This window comes from Leucobacter chromiireducens, assembly GCF_003917135.1.
GTDB classification, from domain to species: Bacteria; Actinomycetota; Actinomycetes; order Actinomycetales; family Microbacteriaceae; genus Leucobacter; species Leucobacter chromiireducens_A.
Genome location: NZ_RPDI01000017.1, coordinates 22,051 through 38,763 on the forward strand (window position 1 = coordinate 22,051; position 16,713 = coordinate 38,763).

The 16,713-nt window shown below is 75.3% G+C and carries 7 protein-coding genes; 6 read left to right on the forward strand and 1 reads right to left on the reverse strand.

Annotated elements, in window-relative coordinates:
• The first annotated feature begins 9 nt into the window (after positions 1-9).
• The 6 genes from EGM46_RS09420 (at position 10) to EGM46_RS15115 (ending at position 12,853) form a co-directional block, all read left to right on the forward strand.
• Positions 10-5,901 (forward strand): Ig-like domain-containing protein, encoded by a 5,892-nt coding sequence (locus EGM46_RS09420; protein WP_125099901.1) that lies wholly within the window; start codon positions 10-12, stop codon positions 5,899-5,901.
• Positions 5,902-5,951: 50 nt separating this feature from the next.
• Positions 5,952-7,106, forward strand: a complete 1,155-nt coding sequence (locus EGM46_RS09425) for an AAA family ATPase (RefSeq protein WP_125099902.1) — start codon at positions 5,952-5,954, stop codon at positions 7,104-7,106.
• The gene (locus tag EGM46_RS09430) at positions 7,103-8,362 is read left to right on the forward strand and encodes a DUF58 domain-containing protein (RefSeq protein WP_125099903.1); all 1,260 of its coding nucleotides are present in this window, start codon (positions 7,103-7,105) and stop codon (positions 8,360-8,362) included. The genes EGM46_RS09425 and EGM46_RS09430 overlap by 4 nt, the downstream gene beginning before the upstream one ends.
• The gene (locus EGM46_RS09435; protein WP_241156268.1) at positions 8,359-10,851 is read left to right on the forward strand and encodes a hypothetical protein; all 2,493 of its coding nucleotides are present in this window, start codon (positions 8,359-8,361) and stop codon (positions 10,849-10,851) included. Before EGM46_RS09430 ends, EGM46_RS09435 begins: the two co-directional genes overlap by 4 nt.
• The gene (locus EGM46_RS09440) at positions 10,844-11,320 is read left to right on the forward strand and encodes a hypothetical protein (RefSeq protein WP_125099904.1); all 477 of its coding nucleotides are present in this window, start codon (positions 10,844-10,846) and stop codon (positions 11,318-11,320) included. Before EGM46_RS09435 ends, EGM46_RS09440 begins: the two co-directional genes overlap by 8 nt.
• Before the next feature lie 123 nt (positions 11,321-11,443).
• Positions 11,444-12,853, forward strand: a complete 1,410-nt coding sequence (locus EGM46_RS15115; protein WP_125099905.1) for a DUF5684 domain-containing protein — start codon at positions 11,444-11,446, stop codon at positions 12,851-12,853.
• A 224-nt stretch (positions 12,854-13,077) separates the two neighbouring features.
• On the opposite strand, the gene EGM46_RS09450 is transcribed toward EGM46_RS15115, so the two are convergent.
• Positions 13,078-16,704: a proline dehydrogenase family protein gene (locus EGM46_RS09450; protein ID WP_125099906.1), complete on the reverse strand. Its 3,627-nt coding sequence runs from the start codon at positions 16,702-16,704 to the stop codon at positions 13,078-13,080.
• Between the last annotated feature and the right edge of the window lie 9 nt (positions 16,705-16,713).

The window sequence follows — 16,713 nt, forward strand, 5'->3', positions numbered from 1 at the left end:
GGGAAGACCGTGTCGCGACGACGCCTGTGGGCGTGGGGCGCGACCGGTGTGGCGACGGCGCTCGTCGCGACGATCGCGATCGTCTCCGGCGGCTACGACGCTCGAGATACGCCGCGCGTTGAGCCGGGCGTGTGGGTGGCGCGCGACGCCGGCCAGTACGGGCGCGTCAACACCGACACGGGTGAGCTCGACACCGTGCGGAAGGTCGCCGAGCCGAGCGGCGTGGTGCAGGCCGGCGGCAGCGCTGCGGTGCTCACCAACGGGGCTGGCGAGGCCTGGCCGATCGCCGCTGGCTCCCCGCAGGATCTGGGCGCGCGGGATCAGGCCGACGACAGCGACAACGCCGACGGCAGCGACGAAGCCGACGACGCCGAGGTGACTCGATCGGGATCGGGGCCGGCCGCGGACGCCGCGCGCAGCGTGCGCCTCCCCGAGGGCGCGCGCGAGGTGCTGGTGGCCGGGCGCTTCGTCGTGGTGCGCACCGAGGCGGGCGGCGTCCTCACCGGCGAGCTCGGCGGCGCCGGGCTCGGTGACGTGCAGGACCAGGCGGACGTTGAGCGGCAGCTCTCGGGACTTCGCCCCATCGACGAGGACGCCGACGCCGCAGCGGCCATCGCACTCACGGAGCGCGGCACGCTCGCGGTGTACTCGTCGGCGGAGCACACGGTGCGCCGCTTCGACGCCGCGCGCGGCACCGAGCGCGGCGGGCCAGCCGAGCTGCCTGGCGCGCCGCTCGCTGAACCGCAGCTCGCGCTCGTCGGCGAGGACTGGGTGCTGCTCGACGCGGCGGACGGGCGGCTGCTGCGGGCCGGGGCCGATCCCGATCAGCTGGTGACGGAGGGCAGCCCGCGCCTGCAGCTGAGCAGCTCGGGTCGGGGCGCGGACGGCACCGCGGCCCTGATCGCGGACCAGGCCGGCCTGCTCGCGGTGGCGCCCGGGGCCGATCCCGAGCGGATCGCCGAGGCGAGTGGTGCGCCGGCGCGGCCCACCGAGGTGGCGGGGGAGCGCTTCGCTGCGTGGCTGGGATCGGGCGCTGGATCGCTGTGGCGCAGCGGCAGCGCCGAACCGCTGCCGCTGCAGTTCGACGACGCGGTGCGCGACGCCTCGGACCTCGCGCCCGTGATCCAGAGCAACGGCGACCGGGCCGTGCTGAGCGAGCCGCGCACCGGCATGCTGTGGACGCTGCCGGACGGCGCGCTGATCCCGCTCTCGCAGTGGAGTCTCGCCGATCCGCCGCAGGAGCTGCGTGGCGCCGTGGTCGTCGAGGAGGTGACCGAGCAGGTCGCGCCCACCGCGGTCGACGACGCGTTCGGCGCCCGCCCAGGCATGCCGACCCCGCTTCCCGTGCTGCTCAACGACTTCGACGCGAACGTGCGCGACGTGCTGACGATCGTGCCCGACTCGATCAGCGACGCGTCGCTCCCGAAGGAGTTCGGCTCGCTCGAACTCCTGGCCGACCGGCAGTCGCTCGTGTTCCAGGCGGCGCCAGGCGCCACGGGCACCGCGAGCTTCAGCTACCGGATCTCCGACGGGTCGCTTGAGTCTGCGCCCGCGACGGTGACGCTGCGGATCGCTGCCGGCGACGAGAACGCCGCCCCGGCCTGGTGCGCGGTGGAGGGCTGCCAGCGCGAGTGGGGCGTGCCAGCGGTGGCGCCAGGCGGCACGCTCGTGGCGCCGCTGCTCGAGGGCTGGGTCGACCCGGAGGGCGACGTGCTCACGCTCGCGAAGGTGACGCCGGTGCGCGCCGCCGACCCGGTGCGCGCGCTCGTCACCGCCGACGGGCGGCTGGCCGTGCGGCACACCGATCCGAACGCCGGCCCCGCGGACATCGGGCTGCGCGTCACCGTGCGCGACAGCCGCGGCGCGGAGGCCGAGCGCGAGCTCACCCTGCAGGTGCGCGCCGACGCGGTGCCCGTGGTGACCGGCACCGCCGCGACGATCGCCGCGGGGCAGCCGACGACGGTCCGCCCGCTCGAGCGGGTGGCCGGCGGCTCGGGCGCGGTCACGCTCGTCGACGTGGTGTCGCTCGCCGGCACGGCGCAGGCCGCGCCGCAGCAGACGGCCGGGACAGTGCAGGTCACCGCGAGCGACCCCGGGGTGTCGAGCTACGCCGTGACCGTGCGCGACGCGGTGACGGGCGCGGAGGCGACGGGCACGCTGCGGGTCACCGCCGTCGCCGGCGGGCCGGAGCTCGTGCTGCCGCCGCTGCGCGCCTACGTGCGCCCGCTCGCCGACTCCACCGTCGAGGTGCTCGACGCGATCCCCGGCGCGCAGGACCGCGCGCTCGCGGTGCGCAGTGTCGCCGTGGTGGACGGCGATCTGAGCGCCGACGTCGTCGAGCACGCGCGCGTGCGCGTCGCAGGGAACACCGCGGACGGCGCACCAGGCAGGATCGGCTCGGCCGACGTGACGGTCGCGGAGGGCGACGCGAGCGCGAGCGGCAGGCTGACCGTCTTCCAGGTGCCGGAGACGAGCGGCGCCGGGGTGATCGCGGTCGGCAACTCGGCGACGGTGCGCGCCGGCTCAACGGTCGACGTGCGCGTCCTGGAGAACGACGTCGCCCCGCCGGGGGAGCGGCTGCTGCTCGACCCCAAGGTCACCTCGTCCGGGGCGGAAGGCGAGCTCGCGTTCGCGGCTGGCGGCACGCTCCGCTACGTCGCCCCCGACGCGCCAGGCACGTACCGCGTGAGCTACTCCGCGTACGCCGCGGGCGCGCCGGAGCTGAGCGACTCCGGCGAGGTCGTGTTCACGGTCGTGGGCGGCGGCGCGAACCGCGATCCGCAGCCCGGCGCGGTGACGGCGCGCGTTGCGCCCGGTGGCACGACGAGCGTTCGCGTGCCCGTCACCGGCGTCGACCCCGACGGCGACCGCGTGCGCCTCACCGGTATCGACGCCGGCGACGATCCGCGCATCGCCGCGGCGCTCGACTCGGCAGGCGCCGGCATCGAGGTCACGGCGTCGGCCGCGGCGGACGCCGGAACCCAGACGCTCAGCTACGAGGTGAGCGATGGGCGCGGCGGCACCGGACGCGGGACGCTGCACGTCGTCGTGACCGGCGACGACGGCGGTGCGCCCACCGCGATGACGGATCAGGTGCGCCTGGTGCCCGGGGGCGAGACCGTGATCCGCCCGCTCGATAACGACGTCGACCCGGCAGGCGGCACCCTCACCCTCGGATCGGTGGTGCCCAACACTACGGCCGCCGAGGACAGCGCAGAGTACCGGGCGCTCGCCGACGCCATCGACCTGTCCGCGCTCGCCGAGGGCCGCGTCGGCGTGCGCGCCGGCGCCGAGGTCGGCACGGTGTCGTACCGCTACACGGTGCGCTCCGAGCAGAGCGGTAGCACCGCTGATGGGCTGATCGTGGTGCAGACCTCCGAGCGCGTCGGCGCGCAGGCGCCGGCCGTGCGCGACACCGTGCTGAGCGTGCGCGACCGCTCGCAGCTCGCGGGCCGCGGCGTTGACGTGCTCACCGGGAAGGTGCGCTGGCAGGGCGGGGATCCGGATCAGCTCACGCTGTCGCTGTGGGACGCGCAGCGCGGGGAGTATCGTGCGGCGGGATCGCGCATCTCGGGCGACTACGACCCGGCTGGCGACCTCGTGGTGTTCAAGGTCAGCGGCACCGACGCGAACGGCACCGCGGTCGCGAGCTACGGCTTCCTGGTCATCCCGCCGCTCGACGAGCTGCGGCTCACGCTGCAGCCCGGCCTCGCCCCGCTCGAGGTGGGCGAGGGCGAGACCGTCACCGCGCGCGTGTCGGAGCTCGTCGACGCCGGGCCGGCCGATCGCGTCGAGCTGCGCAGCGGTGTGTTCGCGAGCGGCAGACCGGGTGCGCGCTGCGAGGCCGACGGCGCGAGTGCGATCCGCTACGCCGCCGGCCGCGGTGCACCGTGGACCGACAGCTGCCAGATCGAGGTGCGCCTCGCCGGCCAGGAGCGGTGGACGGTGCTCCCGGTTCCCGTGCGCGTCGTGCCGGACGAGCCCATCGCCGAGCTGCGGCAGCTCACCCGCACGATCGCGCCTGGCGCGACCGAAACGATCGCGCTCACCGACATGGTGACCTGGCAGGGCGAGCGCGCGGGATCGGCGTCGGCGCTCCGCTTCACGGTGAGCGGCGGCGGCGACGCGTTCGAGGTGACCACCGACGGCGGCACGGTGCGCGCGACGGCGCGCGCGGACGCGCGCGCCGGGGTCCAGGAGTCGCTCACCGTCGCGGTGAGCGGCGCGGGAGAGTCGCGCGCGGCGCTCACCCTGCGCGTCGGCGAGAGCCCGCGCGACCTGCCGCGCGGCGGCACCGTCGCCCTGAACTGCACGGTGGGCGAGGCCTGCGCCGCCGACCTCGTCGGGGTCGCCGGCGAGCACGACCCGTTCGCCGGCAAGCGCGGCGGCGGGCTGCGGGTCACCTCCGTGGACGGCGCCGGCTGCGCGATCGCCCGCTTCGCAGTGTCCGGCGAGCGCCGCGTGAGCGTCAGCTGGCCCGACGCGAGCGGGCCGGGCGGCACCTGCACCGTTGGCTACAGCGTGCGCGACGCGCAGGGGCGCGCGGGATCGGGATCGATCGAGCTCGACGCGCAGGGGCTGCCCGATGCGCCGGCGAGTATCACGCAGACCGGGTTCACGGCGTCGAGCGCGACGTTCCGCGTGGTCCTCGGCGGCAGGCAGGCCCACCCCGAGGTCACGGGCGTGCGCGTGCAGGGCGCCGGCTCCTCCAGCTGTTCCCCCGCGGGGGCCGGAGCCTTCGACTGCGTCGTGAGCGGGCTCGAGAGCGGTGCGCGGAGCAGCTTCACCGCGCGCGCACAGAACGCGGTGGGCGAGTCGGCGCCGTCGAGCGCGATCACCGCCTGGGCGTACCGTGCGCCCGAGCAGCCGACCGTGACGGTGTCGTCGCTGCAGGATGCGGGAAACACCGACCAAGCGCGCGGCGGGCTCCGCGTCTCCGCGGTGGGCTCTGCGGACACCCGCGAGCTCCGCGTCGCGGTCGGCGGCGTCGCGCAGGACACGATCTCCGGCAGCCGCGGCAGCGTCGAACTGCGCGGCCTCCCCGTCGGGGCCGCGACGGTGACGGTTACGCCGGTCACCGCGCACGAGCTGCCCCCGGTGCCCGGCGGCTCCGACACGGGAACCGCGGCTCAGGCCGACGGGCGCGTGATCGGCGCGCCGATCCTCCGCGGCGCGACCCTGCAGAGCGCGGTCGGATCGACGAGCGTCACCGTCGTCGCCGACGGCGGCACCGCGCACGGGAGCGAGACCGTGACGCTGCGCTACGCGGTCGCGCAGCGCGGCGTCACGCCCGACTGCGTGGCCGGCGGGTCAGCCGCGGCGACCTTCGGCGATCGCACGCGCGGCGAGTGGGTGCGAGGGGCCGCGTGCGCGTCGAGCGCGTACGGCGTGAGCTCGGCGGTCTCCGGCGAGGTGCAGGTCGGCGGGGCGATTCCGGACCCGAGGGCGAGCTACGCCGTCTCGACGACCCCAACCGGCGACGGCAGTCGCGCGAGCTACGGGTACGCTGGCGCGCCCACCGCCGAGCAGCAGCTGCCCGGGGCGACGCTCGTGTTCTCGCCTGGCGGCGGCGCGCTGCCGCCGGACAACCCGAACGACGCGACCCCGATCACCGTGCAGCAGTGCCTCGGCGGACAGTGCTCGGAGCCGGCGCCGGCGCGCTGGAGCGGTGCGCCGCGCCCCGTGGTCGTGGAACTGAACGGCAGCTGCGTCGCCCCGGCCGCGGTGGGGGATCCGGCCGCGGCGGCGAAGGCCGTGACCGTCTCCTCGGCCGCTGCGGGAAGCGCGAGCTTCGCGGTCGGCGCGCCTGCTGGCGGAACCGCCCAGCTCACGGTGAGCTGGGTGGGCGACTACGGCGCGCTCGCCCCGGCAACACTGCAGGTGCCCGTGTGCTCCCCATAACCGCGCACGCCGCGCACCCCCCCCGACCACCACACACCACCCGAGGACTCATGAACGCACAGCCGCAGGATCCGCGCGAACTCCCCGTTGACGACGATCCAACGCTCGTCCCGGCGTCCCCGAGCACGGAACCGGCGACGCGGCCGAGCGCGCCCCTCGGGGGAACGCCTGGCGGCGGTGCCGGTGGTGCAGGTGGTGCCCTCTCGGCAGGGGGCGCCGCAGCGCGGGACGACGGCCGGGAGGCGCTGAGCCCCGAGCAGGCGCGCTGGGTGCAGCAGGTCTTCGCGGCATGCGCCGACGCGCTCGGCGAGGTGATCCAGGGCAAGCGCCGCGTCATCGAGCTCGTGCTCGCGAGCACCTTCGCCGGCGGCCACGTGCTGCTGGAGGACGTGCCAGGCACGGGCAAGACCGCGCTCGCGCGCGCGCTCGCCGCGGTGATCCAGGGCACCGCGTCGCGCATCCAGTTCACCCCCGACCTGCTGCCAGGCGACGTGACCGGCATCTCCGTGTTCGACCAGCGTGCCGGCGTGTTCGAGTTCCACGCCGGCCCCGTGTTCGCGAACGTGGTGCTCGCCGACGAGATCAACCGCGCGAGCCCGAAGACGCAGTCCGCGCTGCTCGAGGTCATGGAGGAGGCGCGGGTCACCGTCGACGGGGTCTCGCACGAGGTGGGCCACCCGTTCCTCGTGATCGCCACGCAGAACCCGATCGAGCAGGCCGGCACCTACCGGCTGCCGGAAGCGCAGCTCGACCGCTTCATGATCAAAACCACGATCGGCTATCCCGACGCGTCGGCGATGCTCCGCATCCTGGAGCAGCACCGCCGTGCCCAGGCGCCCATCGAGCCGGTCGTCACGACCGCGATGGTGGCGCAGGCGCAGGCGCTCGTCGACCGCGTGCACGTCAGCCCGCTCGTCGCCGACTACGCGGTGCAGATCGTCGAGGCCACCCGCCGCGCGCGGGAGGTGCGGCTCGGTGCGAGCGTGCGCGGGGCGCTCGCGCTCGTGCGGCTCGCGACCGCCTGGGCGGCCGCGGCGGGACGGCACTACGTGACCCCGGACGACGTGCGCGACCTCGCACTGCCGACGCTCGCGCACCGCCTCGTGCTCGAACCCGAGGCCGAGTTCGACGGGGTGACCGCCGAGCAGATCGTCGGCCAGGTGCTCCTCGACGTGCCGCTGCCGCGGGAGAACGGCACCGCGTGAGCCAGCCCGACCCCACCCGGCCAGCGCGGCGGAGCTGGCTCGCCGCACTGCGCGCCGGCGCCTCCCGCGCGCTGCGCGTCGCGACCCCTGCTGGCGGCTTCGTGCTGCTCGGGGGCGCGATCGCCGCGGTGCTGGGCGCCTGGCTCGGCTGGGTGGAGGCGTGGGCGCTCGCGATCGCCGCGGCGCTGCTCATCGCGGCGGCACTGCCGTTCCTGCTCGGTGGCCGCGCGTACCGCGTGGAGCTGCACGCCGAGCGCGAGCGGGTCGTCGCCGGCGGGGAGGCCGCCCTGCGCGTCGAGGTGACCAACACGAGCCGCGCGGCCGCGCTGCCCGCGACCGCGGAACTGCCGGTGGGGGCCGCGCTCCGCGAGCTCCCGATCCCCTTCCTCGGGGCCGGCGCCGACACGACGGTCGCCGTCGCGGTCCCGACGCCGCACCGCGGCGTCATCGACGTCGGCCCGCTCACGCTCACCCGCCGCGACCCGATCGGCCTCCTCCAGCGCGAGCTCAGCTGGCCGGCACACCGCCGCATCCACGTGCACCCCGTGACCGCGCAGCTGCCGCCGTCGAGCGCCGGCCTGATCCGCGACCTCGAGGGTGAGGCGAGCCGCCGCCTCACGGACGCCGACCTCTCCTTCCACGCCGTGCGCGAGTACGTCGCCGGTGACGCGCGCAGGCACATCCACTGGCGCTCCACCGCGAAGACCGGGCGGCTCATGGTGCGGCAGTACGAGGAATCGCAGACGGCGCGCTCGGCGATCCTGTTCGACAGCCGCCGTGAGTCGTACGCGAGCCCGGAGGAGTTCGAGCTAGGTGTGAGCGTCGCCGCGTCGTTCGGCGCGCACGCGGTGCGCGAGGGACGGGACCGCTTCGTCGCGACCCAGTGGGTGCCCGGCCGCACGCGCGCCGCGCTCGCCGGAACGAGCGAGCTGCCGAGCCGCGCTGGGCGGCAGCTTCTCGACGCGTGGGCCGAGCTCCAGCCGAGCGACGACGGCGCGCCGCTCGAACAGCTCGCGCGCGGCCTCGCCGAGTCGGGGCGGCAGCTCTCGCTCGTGGTGCTCATCACGGGCTCCCGCGTCGAGCCGCAGCGCCTGCGCCGCGCCGCCGTCCCGTTCAGCGCGGACGTTGCGCTCCTCACGGCGCGCTGCGCGCTGCACGCCGACCCGGCGATCCAGCGCGGCTCGGCGGCGGCGCTGCTCACGATCGGGGCGCTGCAGGACACCGCCCAGCTGCTGCTCCGCAGGGGAAACGCGTGAGCGCGCGGAGCGCCGGGGTCCGCCGCGGCGCCGGGCCGGGCTTCGGCGCCGTCGTCCTCACCCTCGCGATCGCGCTGGTCGCCCTCGCTGCGGCCTGGCCGATCTACCGGGATCCGCGCGCCGCGCTCACGGTCCTCGCCGCCGCGGCGGCGGCGCTCGGCGTCGTCTGGGCCGGCACCAGGTGGCGGTGGGGGATCGGCACCGGGATCACGCTCGCGGCCGTCGGCGTCGCGCTCCTCGTGCCCGCCGCGGTGCCGACCGCGCTCGGCGGTGGCGCGCGCGCGTTCTTCCTCGGCCTCGGGGACGGCCTCGCCGCGGTGGCGCTCGGCTGGAAGCAACTGCTCACGCTCACCCTCCCGGTGGGGCACTACCAGACCGTGCTCGTGCCGCTCTTCGTCGTCGTGCTGCTCTCCGTCGCCGCGGCCACCCGGCTCGCGGCAGGCGGCCAGCGAGCGCACGCGTGCGCCGCGCTGCCGATCCTCGCCCCGCTCCTGTTCGGCACCGTGTTCGGGCCGGCGACGCCGAGCGATCCGATCCGCGTCGGGCCGATCCCCATCGACGCGCCGCGCGAGCTCGCACTGTGGGGTGCGAGCGCCGTCGTGGTGACCGCGTGGATCGCCTGGAGCTCTGGCCGCGCGAGGCGCGCCGCGCTCCGCCTCGGCGGCGGGCACCGGGCGCCGGGCCGTCGGCTGCTCCGCGGCGGGCTCGCGGCGCTCCTCACCGTGTGCGCGCTCGCTGCCGGCACCGTGCTCGCCCCCGGCGTCACCGCGACCCCGCGCACCATCCCGCGCGACCAGGTGGATCCCGTCGTCGTGGTCCGCGCGCAGAGCAGCCCGCTCTCCGGCTACCGCGTCTGGAAGCGCGACGCCGCGTTCGACGCCCCACTCTTCACCGTGACGAGCGAGGGGGCGCTGCCCGAGCGGCTCCGCCTCGCCGTGCTCGACGACGCGAACGGCGTCGACTTCGCGGTCACCGCGGAGCGCGGCACCTTCACCCGCTTCCCGAGCGGCACCGCCGTCGCAGACCCGAGCTGGATCACCGTGCAACTCGTGTCGGGCGCGACGGGCATCTGGGTGCCGCTCCCCGCCGAGCTCGGCGAGCCCCCGCGCTTCACCGGAGCCCGCGCCGCGGAACTCGCCGACGGCTTCTTCCTCGACCGCGACACCGGCGCCGGCATCGCGGTGCCAACCGCGGCCGGCCTGCGCGCGGGCGACGGCTACACGGCGAGCGCCAGCGCGGCCCCCGATCCGCGGCTCGACCCCGTGCCGGCGACGGCGACGCCGCAGCTCGACCGCACCGCGTTCCCCGAACTTGACCGCTGGCTGCGCATGCAGCAGCTCCCGGCCACCGGCGCGGGGCTCGAACGGGCGGTCGAGCTGCTGCGCGAGCGCGGCTACCTGAGCCACGCGCTGAGCGACGACCCCGACGCGCGCGCCTGGCTCGACGAACTGAGCGCCGAGTTCGGCACGCGGTTCGTCGCGAGCGCGGGCGGGCACTCGGACGCGCGCATCGAGGAGCTCTTCGGGCAGCTCGCCGATCGGCAGGCCGCCGCGGGCGACGGGGCGCGCGGCGCCGAGCTCGTCGCGGGCATCGGCGACGATGAGCAGTTCGCCGTCGCCGCGGCGCGGCTCGCGGAGGCATTCGGCTACGAGTCGCGGGTGGTGCTCGGGGTCCGGCTCGCGGGCGCTGGCGCTGGCGCGGACGCTGGCGACAGCGCTGACGCCGTCCCCGGCGTCCCCGCCTGCGCGGAGACCTGCACCGGCAGGAACATCGCGGCATGGGCCGAGGCGCGGGGCGCAGACGGGGTGTGGGCCCCGCTCGACGCCACCCCGCAGGTCACCACGCCGCCGGCATCGCTCACCGAGGGCGAGCGCCTCCCCGAGCACCCCACCGTCCCCGAGGAGCGCGACGCGCACGAGAGCGACCCCGAGTACGGCGCGGGCACCGGCGACACCGCCGCGGATCCCGCTCCGCAGCGCGCCGAGCCCGGCAGCCTCTGGGCCTGGGTGCGCGGCGTCTCCCTCGGACTGCTCGGCGTGCTGCTGCTCGCGACGCTCGCGCTCTTCATCCTCGCGGTGAAGGCGCTGCGCACCCGGCGCAGGCGGCGCGCAACGCACCCCGAGGTGCGCGCGCTCGGCGCCTGGGAGGAATTCGTCGACGTGCACGTCGACGCAGGAGCGCTCCCGCCGCGCGGCGGCAGCGCCGCAGCGGAGAGCCGCCGCGAGCTGGGGGCGCGCCTGCCGGGCGGCACCGAGTTCGCTGCGCGTGTCGACCACGCGGTGTTCTCCCCGGAGGGCACCACCGCGGCGGAGGCTGGCGAGCTCTGGTCCCTCGTCGATCGAGCGCGGGATCAGCTGCGCGCCCAGCAGTCCGCCGGCGCGCGCCTGCGCACGCGATTCACGCTCGCCTCGTTCGGGATCGGGCGCGGGGCCGCTGGCCGCACACGCTCCGGCGCTGCAACGACCGCCGAGGAGGTGCGGAATGCGTGATCCAGAGGACGTGACCGGTGGTACGGGTGGCGCCGGGAATACCGGCGGCACCGGCGGCACGAGCGGCACCCCGGCACCGCCGATCCCCGAGCCGACCGACGACCGCTCAGCGCAGGCGCTCGCCGCCCTGATGTTCAAGCCCAAGCTCGATCCCGAGCGGCGGTTGCCGCAGGCCCCGGACGCGCCGCCAGCGCCGGTGCACGGTGGCGAGCGGCCCGAGATCCCCGTCGTGTACGGCGCGCGAGCCGTGCCCGAGCCGGCCAGTCCAGCGCCGGTCCAGGCGGCGCCCAGCGCCGGGCGGGCCGATCCCGCGCAGGATCCCGCGCCGCTCAGTCCCGGCCGAACTGCGCTGCCCTCACTGGCCCGCCAGAACTCCCGGTTCCGGCGCGCGGTGCTCGTCGGCGGGCCGGCGCTCCTCGTCGGTGTGAGCGCCGGAATCGCGGCGATCGTCTGGCTGCTGCTCGGCTGAGTCGCGGCCGCGCAATCAGGCGGGCGCATGCCCGCCCCGCGTAGACTAGCGGTGCAGCGAATCGGCCGTGTTTCGGCGGGGTTCGCTCCCGATTCCCCGAGCGAATGGACTGGTGGCGATCCGATGAGTGCTGAACTCACGAACGGTGGCTTCACGGTGCTGATCGCGATGCTCAGCATTTGGGGCCTCGTGGCACTCGTGCTGTACGTCTGGTACCTCTGGGCGCTCTCGAAGCTGTTCCCCTACCTCGGGCTCCCCGCGCGTGATGGCTGGATCCCCGTGTGGAATCAGTGGCAGCTGCTGCGGCGCGGTGGCCTCCCCGGGTGGCTCGTGCTGCTCGGCTTCGTGCCGGGGCTCGTGGTCGTGGTCGTCATCGTGAGCATCATCGCCGTGCACCGCCTCAATCGCGAGTTCGGCAAGGACGCCTGGTACACCGTGCTCGGCGCGGTCCTCCCGCCGATCTGGGCCATGCTGCTCGCCAGCCACATCGGCGACGGCATGTACGCCGGGGCGCGGGTCTACCAGGGGGAATCGGCGTTCCCGCCGCTGTCGCCCGCTCGCCGGGCCGCCTCCGCGGCCGCCGGCGCTGAGCACGCTGGTTCCGAGTCTGCGGCGGAGCCAGCGGCGTGGCGTGGGCTGCCGCCCGTGCCGGAGGGCGCGCTCACCGACGCGCCCGTCGCCCCGCGTGGTGCGGGGGATCGCACCTCAGCGCAGGATCATGGCCGCCCGGCGGCCGACCCGCACGACATGAACGACTGGGGCTTCAGCAACACTACGATCGGCAACTTCGAGCGCCTCGCGGCGGAGGAGTTGGAGGAGCGACCGGCGATGCCCCTGGGGGTGCAGCAGGCCCCGCAGCCCTTCGCGTGGCCCGAGCCGCGGGCTCCCAGGCAGGCGCCGCCGGCTGAGGAACCGGCTCCGGCACCGGCCCTGGCTCCGGAGCCGGCCGCGGCCCCCGAGCCCGCTCCGGCCCCGGATCCATCCGCGGCCCCCGAGCCCGCTCCGGCCCCGGATCCATCCCCGGCTCCCGAGCCAGTTCCCGCTGCCGTCCCGGCACCCGCCGCGACGCAGGCGCCAACCGTGGCCCCTGCGACCCCGGCGGCTGAGCCTGCCGAGGAACCCGTGCCGCTGCCCGCAGCCGAGCCGGTCCTCGATCCCGCACCGCAGGCGAGCGCCGACGCCGTGCCCGAGGCCCTCCCCGACGCCGCACCCGAGACCCGGTGGGGGCTCGAGCTCCCTGACGGTGAGGTCCTCGAACTCGTCGGCACCGACATCATTGCCGGACGGAAGCCGAGCAGCGTCGATGGTGCGCACACGCTGCTGCTCGCGGATCCGACGCGCACGGTCTCGAAGTCGCATGTGCGGTTGCGTCGCGCCGACGGCGAGTGGACGGTGGAGGACCTCAACTCGACGAACGGCTTGACCCTGGTCTCGTCGAGTGGGCAGCGCGCGCAGCTGCCGCCTGGGCTCACGTTCCCGGCAACGGAGCACATGGTGTTCGGCACCCTCGAGGTGCGCTTGCGCGAGCTCTGACCCGCCCTCCCTCCCCGTCCCCACCTCACCCGCATCCGGATCGGGGTCACTTGGGCAGGGTGTCGGCGCGGGAGCGTGCGCGACACCCTGCCCAAGTGACCCCGATCCGGGGCGGGGTGGGGCCTGGGCGGCGGTGGGGAGCCGGGCGGTGAGGAGTGGGCGCCCGCAGGAGCGCGCGTTCTGCCCCATACCCCAACAAAGTTGGAGTATGGGGCAGATCGGGGCTAGATGAGGCCGGCCGAGAGCTGGCTCGGCGTGCCGAAGCGGTGCGCCGTGATCGACACCGCCTGCTCGCGCAGGTGCGGCAGCAGTTCGATGCGACCGGCGGACACGACAGGCCCGGCGTAGACCGCGATATCGGGCTTTCCGCCCGTCGCCTCGTGGATGCGCGCGGCCTCGGCGTCGCGCGAGGCGCCAGCGACGAGCCGCACGCGCGCACCCGCGGTCGGCCCGTCCTGGGCCGCAAGCCCGGCGAGCCGCTGCTCCCAGGCCGCGTCGTCCTCCAGCTGCACGATGACCCCGGCCTGCACAAGCGCGGTGGCGAGCGGCGTCGGCAGCGCGAACGCGGCGCTCACCACGGGGGAGGTGCGCGCGGCGTCGCCAGCGCGCTCGGCCCCCGACCCTGCGGCCCCCGAGCCGGCGGCCCCGGCGGACCCGGCGAGCACCCCGGCAGCGATCGCGCGCACTGCCTCGCTGGTCGTGGCGTCGGCCGCCACGCGAATCGTCGTACTCACCGGGTGGTACCGGAGCAGGTTGCGCTCGACGCCCAGCTGGGAGGCGTCGCGCGCGATCCCGAACTCCGCCGCCCACGCCGCAGCGTCGCTCGCGAGCGCCGCACGCAGCCACGCGAGCTCGGTCCCGGCGACCCCCGAGCGCTCGGCCGCCGCAAGGAGCGACGCCACGGCGGGGTGGGGGGCGTCCGCTCCGGCGCGCACCGCAGCGTCGCGCCAGGAGCCGAGCCCGTGCAGGTAGTTCGGCCCGCCGGCCTTCGTGCCGGCGCCGATGGCCGACTTCTTCCAGCCACCGAACGACTGCCGCCGCACGATCGCGCCGGTGATGCCGCGGTTGACGTAGAGATTGCCCGCTTGGATGCGGCGCAGCCACGTGCTGAGCTCATCGCGGTCGAGCGAGTGCAGCCCGCTCGTGAGTCCGTAGTCGGTGTCGTTCACGATGTCGATCGCCTCGTCGAGCGTGTCGGCGGTCATGATGCCGAGGATCGGCCCGAAGTACTCGGTGAGGTGGTACTCGGAGCCGCGCTGCACGCCATCGCGCACGCCGGGACTCCACAGCTTCGTGCCGCCGTCCGCGTCGCGCGCGAGCGGGCTGTCGCTCTCCACCGGCGCGGGCTCGATGAGCCACCGCTCGCCCGTCCCGAGCTGCGTGAGCCCGCGGAGCAGCTTGCCGGACGGCGCGGTGATGATGGGCCCCATCTGGGTGCCGAGGCGATCCGGGGTGCCAACGCGGAGCGAGCGCACGGCGTCGAGGAGCTGCCCGCGGAAGCGCTCGGAGGTGGCGACCGAGCCGACGAGGATCACGAGCGACGCCGCGGAGCACTTCTGGCCGGCGTGGCCGAAGGCCGACTGCGCGACGTCGCGCGCCGCGAGATCCAGATCCGCGTTGGGGGTCACGATGATCGCGTTCTTGCCGCTCGTCTCGGCGAGGATCGGGAGGTCGGCGCGCAGCTCGCGGAAGCGCACGGCGGTCTCGTACGCGCCGGTGAGGATGAGCCGGTCGACGCGGGGATCCGCGACGAGGCGCGAGCCGAGATCCCGATCGGGGAACTGCACGAGCTGCAGCACGTCCCTGGGCACGCCGGCCTCCCACAGCGCCTCCACCATCACCGCGCCGGAGCGCGCGGAGTTGGCCGCCGGCTTGATGATCACCGACGAGCCTGCGGCGAGGGCAGCGAGCGCCCCGCCTGCCGGGATCGCGACCGGGAAGTTCCACGGCGGGATGACCGCGGTGAGGGCAACGGGCTCGAAGGTGGCGCCGTCGACCTGGTCGAGGAGCTGGCCGAGCATCGCGTAGTAGTTCGCGAAGTCGATGGCCTCGGACACCTCGGGATCGCCCTGGTCGAGCGTCTTGCCGCACTCGGAGCCCATCACTTCGAGGAGCTCGCCGCGGCGCGCCTCGAGCCGCTCGCCCGCGCGCATGAGGATGCGTGCGCGCGCGTCAGCGCCGAGCGCCTGCCACCCCGCCGCGGCAGCGATCCCGCGCTCGATGATCGTGTCGAGCGCCGCCTGATCCGGCACGCTGGCGTCGGCGACGAGTTGCGTGCCGAGCTGCGATTCGGCCATGCGGTCGGCGATGCCGAGCCCCCACACGCGGTTTCCCGGCAGATCGGGATCGGTGTCGGGCGTGTTCTCGAACTCGCCCCGCCTGCCGGCGGCGACGCGGGCCTCGACCCGTTCCTCGGCGCCCGCGGCGTCGAAGGTGCGGCGATCCTGCGCGCGGTTGGGTGGTGGCACCGCGAGGCCGGCTGCGGTTCCGTCGCCCGTGATCGCGGTGAGCGCGTCGAGCGAGGCGAGGAAGCGGTCGCGCTCCCGGTCGAAGAGGGTGCGGTTCTCGCCGAGCTCGAACACTGCGGACATGAAGTTCTCCTGGCTCGCGCCCTCCTCGAGGCGGCGGATCAGGTACGCGATCGCGACGTCGAACTCCGCGGGGTGCACGACGGGGGTGTAGAGCAGCAGGGAGCCGACCTCGCGTTTCACGGCCTCGGCCTGCCCGGTGGCCATGCCGAGCAGCATCTCGAACTCGATCCCGCGCTCGGCGCCGCGCGCCTTCGCGAGCAGCCAGGCGAGGGCGACGTCGAAGAGGTTGTGGCCCGCGACGCCGATGCGCACGTTGCGCACGCGATCGGGGTGGAGGGCGTAGTCGATGACGGCCTTGTAGCTCGTGTCCGACTCCTGCTTCGATCCCCAGGTGGCGGCCGGCCAGCCGTGGATCGCGGCGTCGACGAGCTCCATCGGGAGGTTCGCGCCCTTCACGATGCGCACCTTGATGGGGGCGCCGCCGCGGGCGACGCGGCCGGCTGACCACTGCTGCAGCCGGATCATCGCGCCGAGCGCGTCGGGGAGGTACGCCTGCAGCACGATCCCCGCCTCGAGCTCCAGGAACTCCGGCCGGTCGAGGATGCTCGTGAACACCGCGAGGGTGAGGTCGAGGTCCTTGTACTCCTCCATGTCGAGGTTGATGAACTTCTGCGGGCTCGCCGCCGCGGCGCGCGCGAAGAGCGGGATCAGCTGCTCCTCGATGTGCGCGACGGCCTCGTCGAACGCCCAGTGGTTGTGCGGGGCGACGGTCGAGGACACCTTGATGGAGACGTAGTCGACGTCGGGGCGGGCCAGCAGCCGGTGCGTGCCCGCGAGGCGGCGCTCGGCCTCGTGCTCGCCGAGGATCGCCTCGCCGAGCAGGTTGATGTTGAGGCGCACGTCGTCGGTGCGGAGCTTCGCGATCGCGCGGCCGAGCTTCTGGTCGCTCGCGTCGATGATGAGGTGGCTGACCATCTGGCGGAGCACGCGCCGCGCGATGGGGACAACGACGCCGGGGAGCGGGCCAGCGAACGCGCCGCCCAGGCCGATCGCGCCGCGCAGGGGAGCGGCGAGGAACTTCGGGGTGAGCGGGGTGAGCTCCTGCAGCTTCTTGGCCGCGGCGCGCACGTCCTCCGGGCGCACGACGCCGTCGACGAAGCCAACGGTGAAATCGAGCCCGTGCGGATCGCGGAGCACCCCGGCGAGGCGTGCGGCGGAGGGGTCGGCTGGGATGTCCGCGGCCTCGCGGATCCAGCGCTCGACGAGTGCGATGGCCTCGGCTGCGAGGTCTTGCGGGCGGGTGGTGGCGTGCACGGTCACGACGAACCT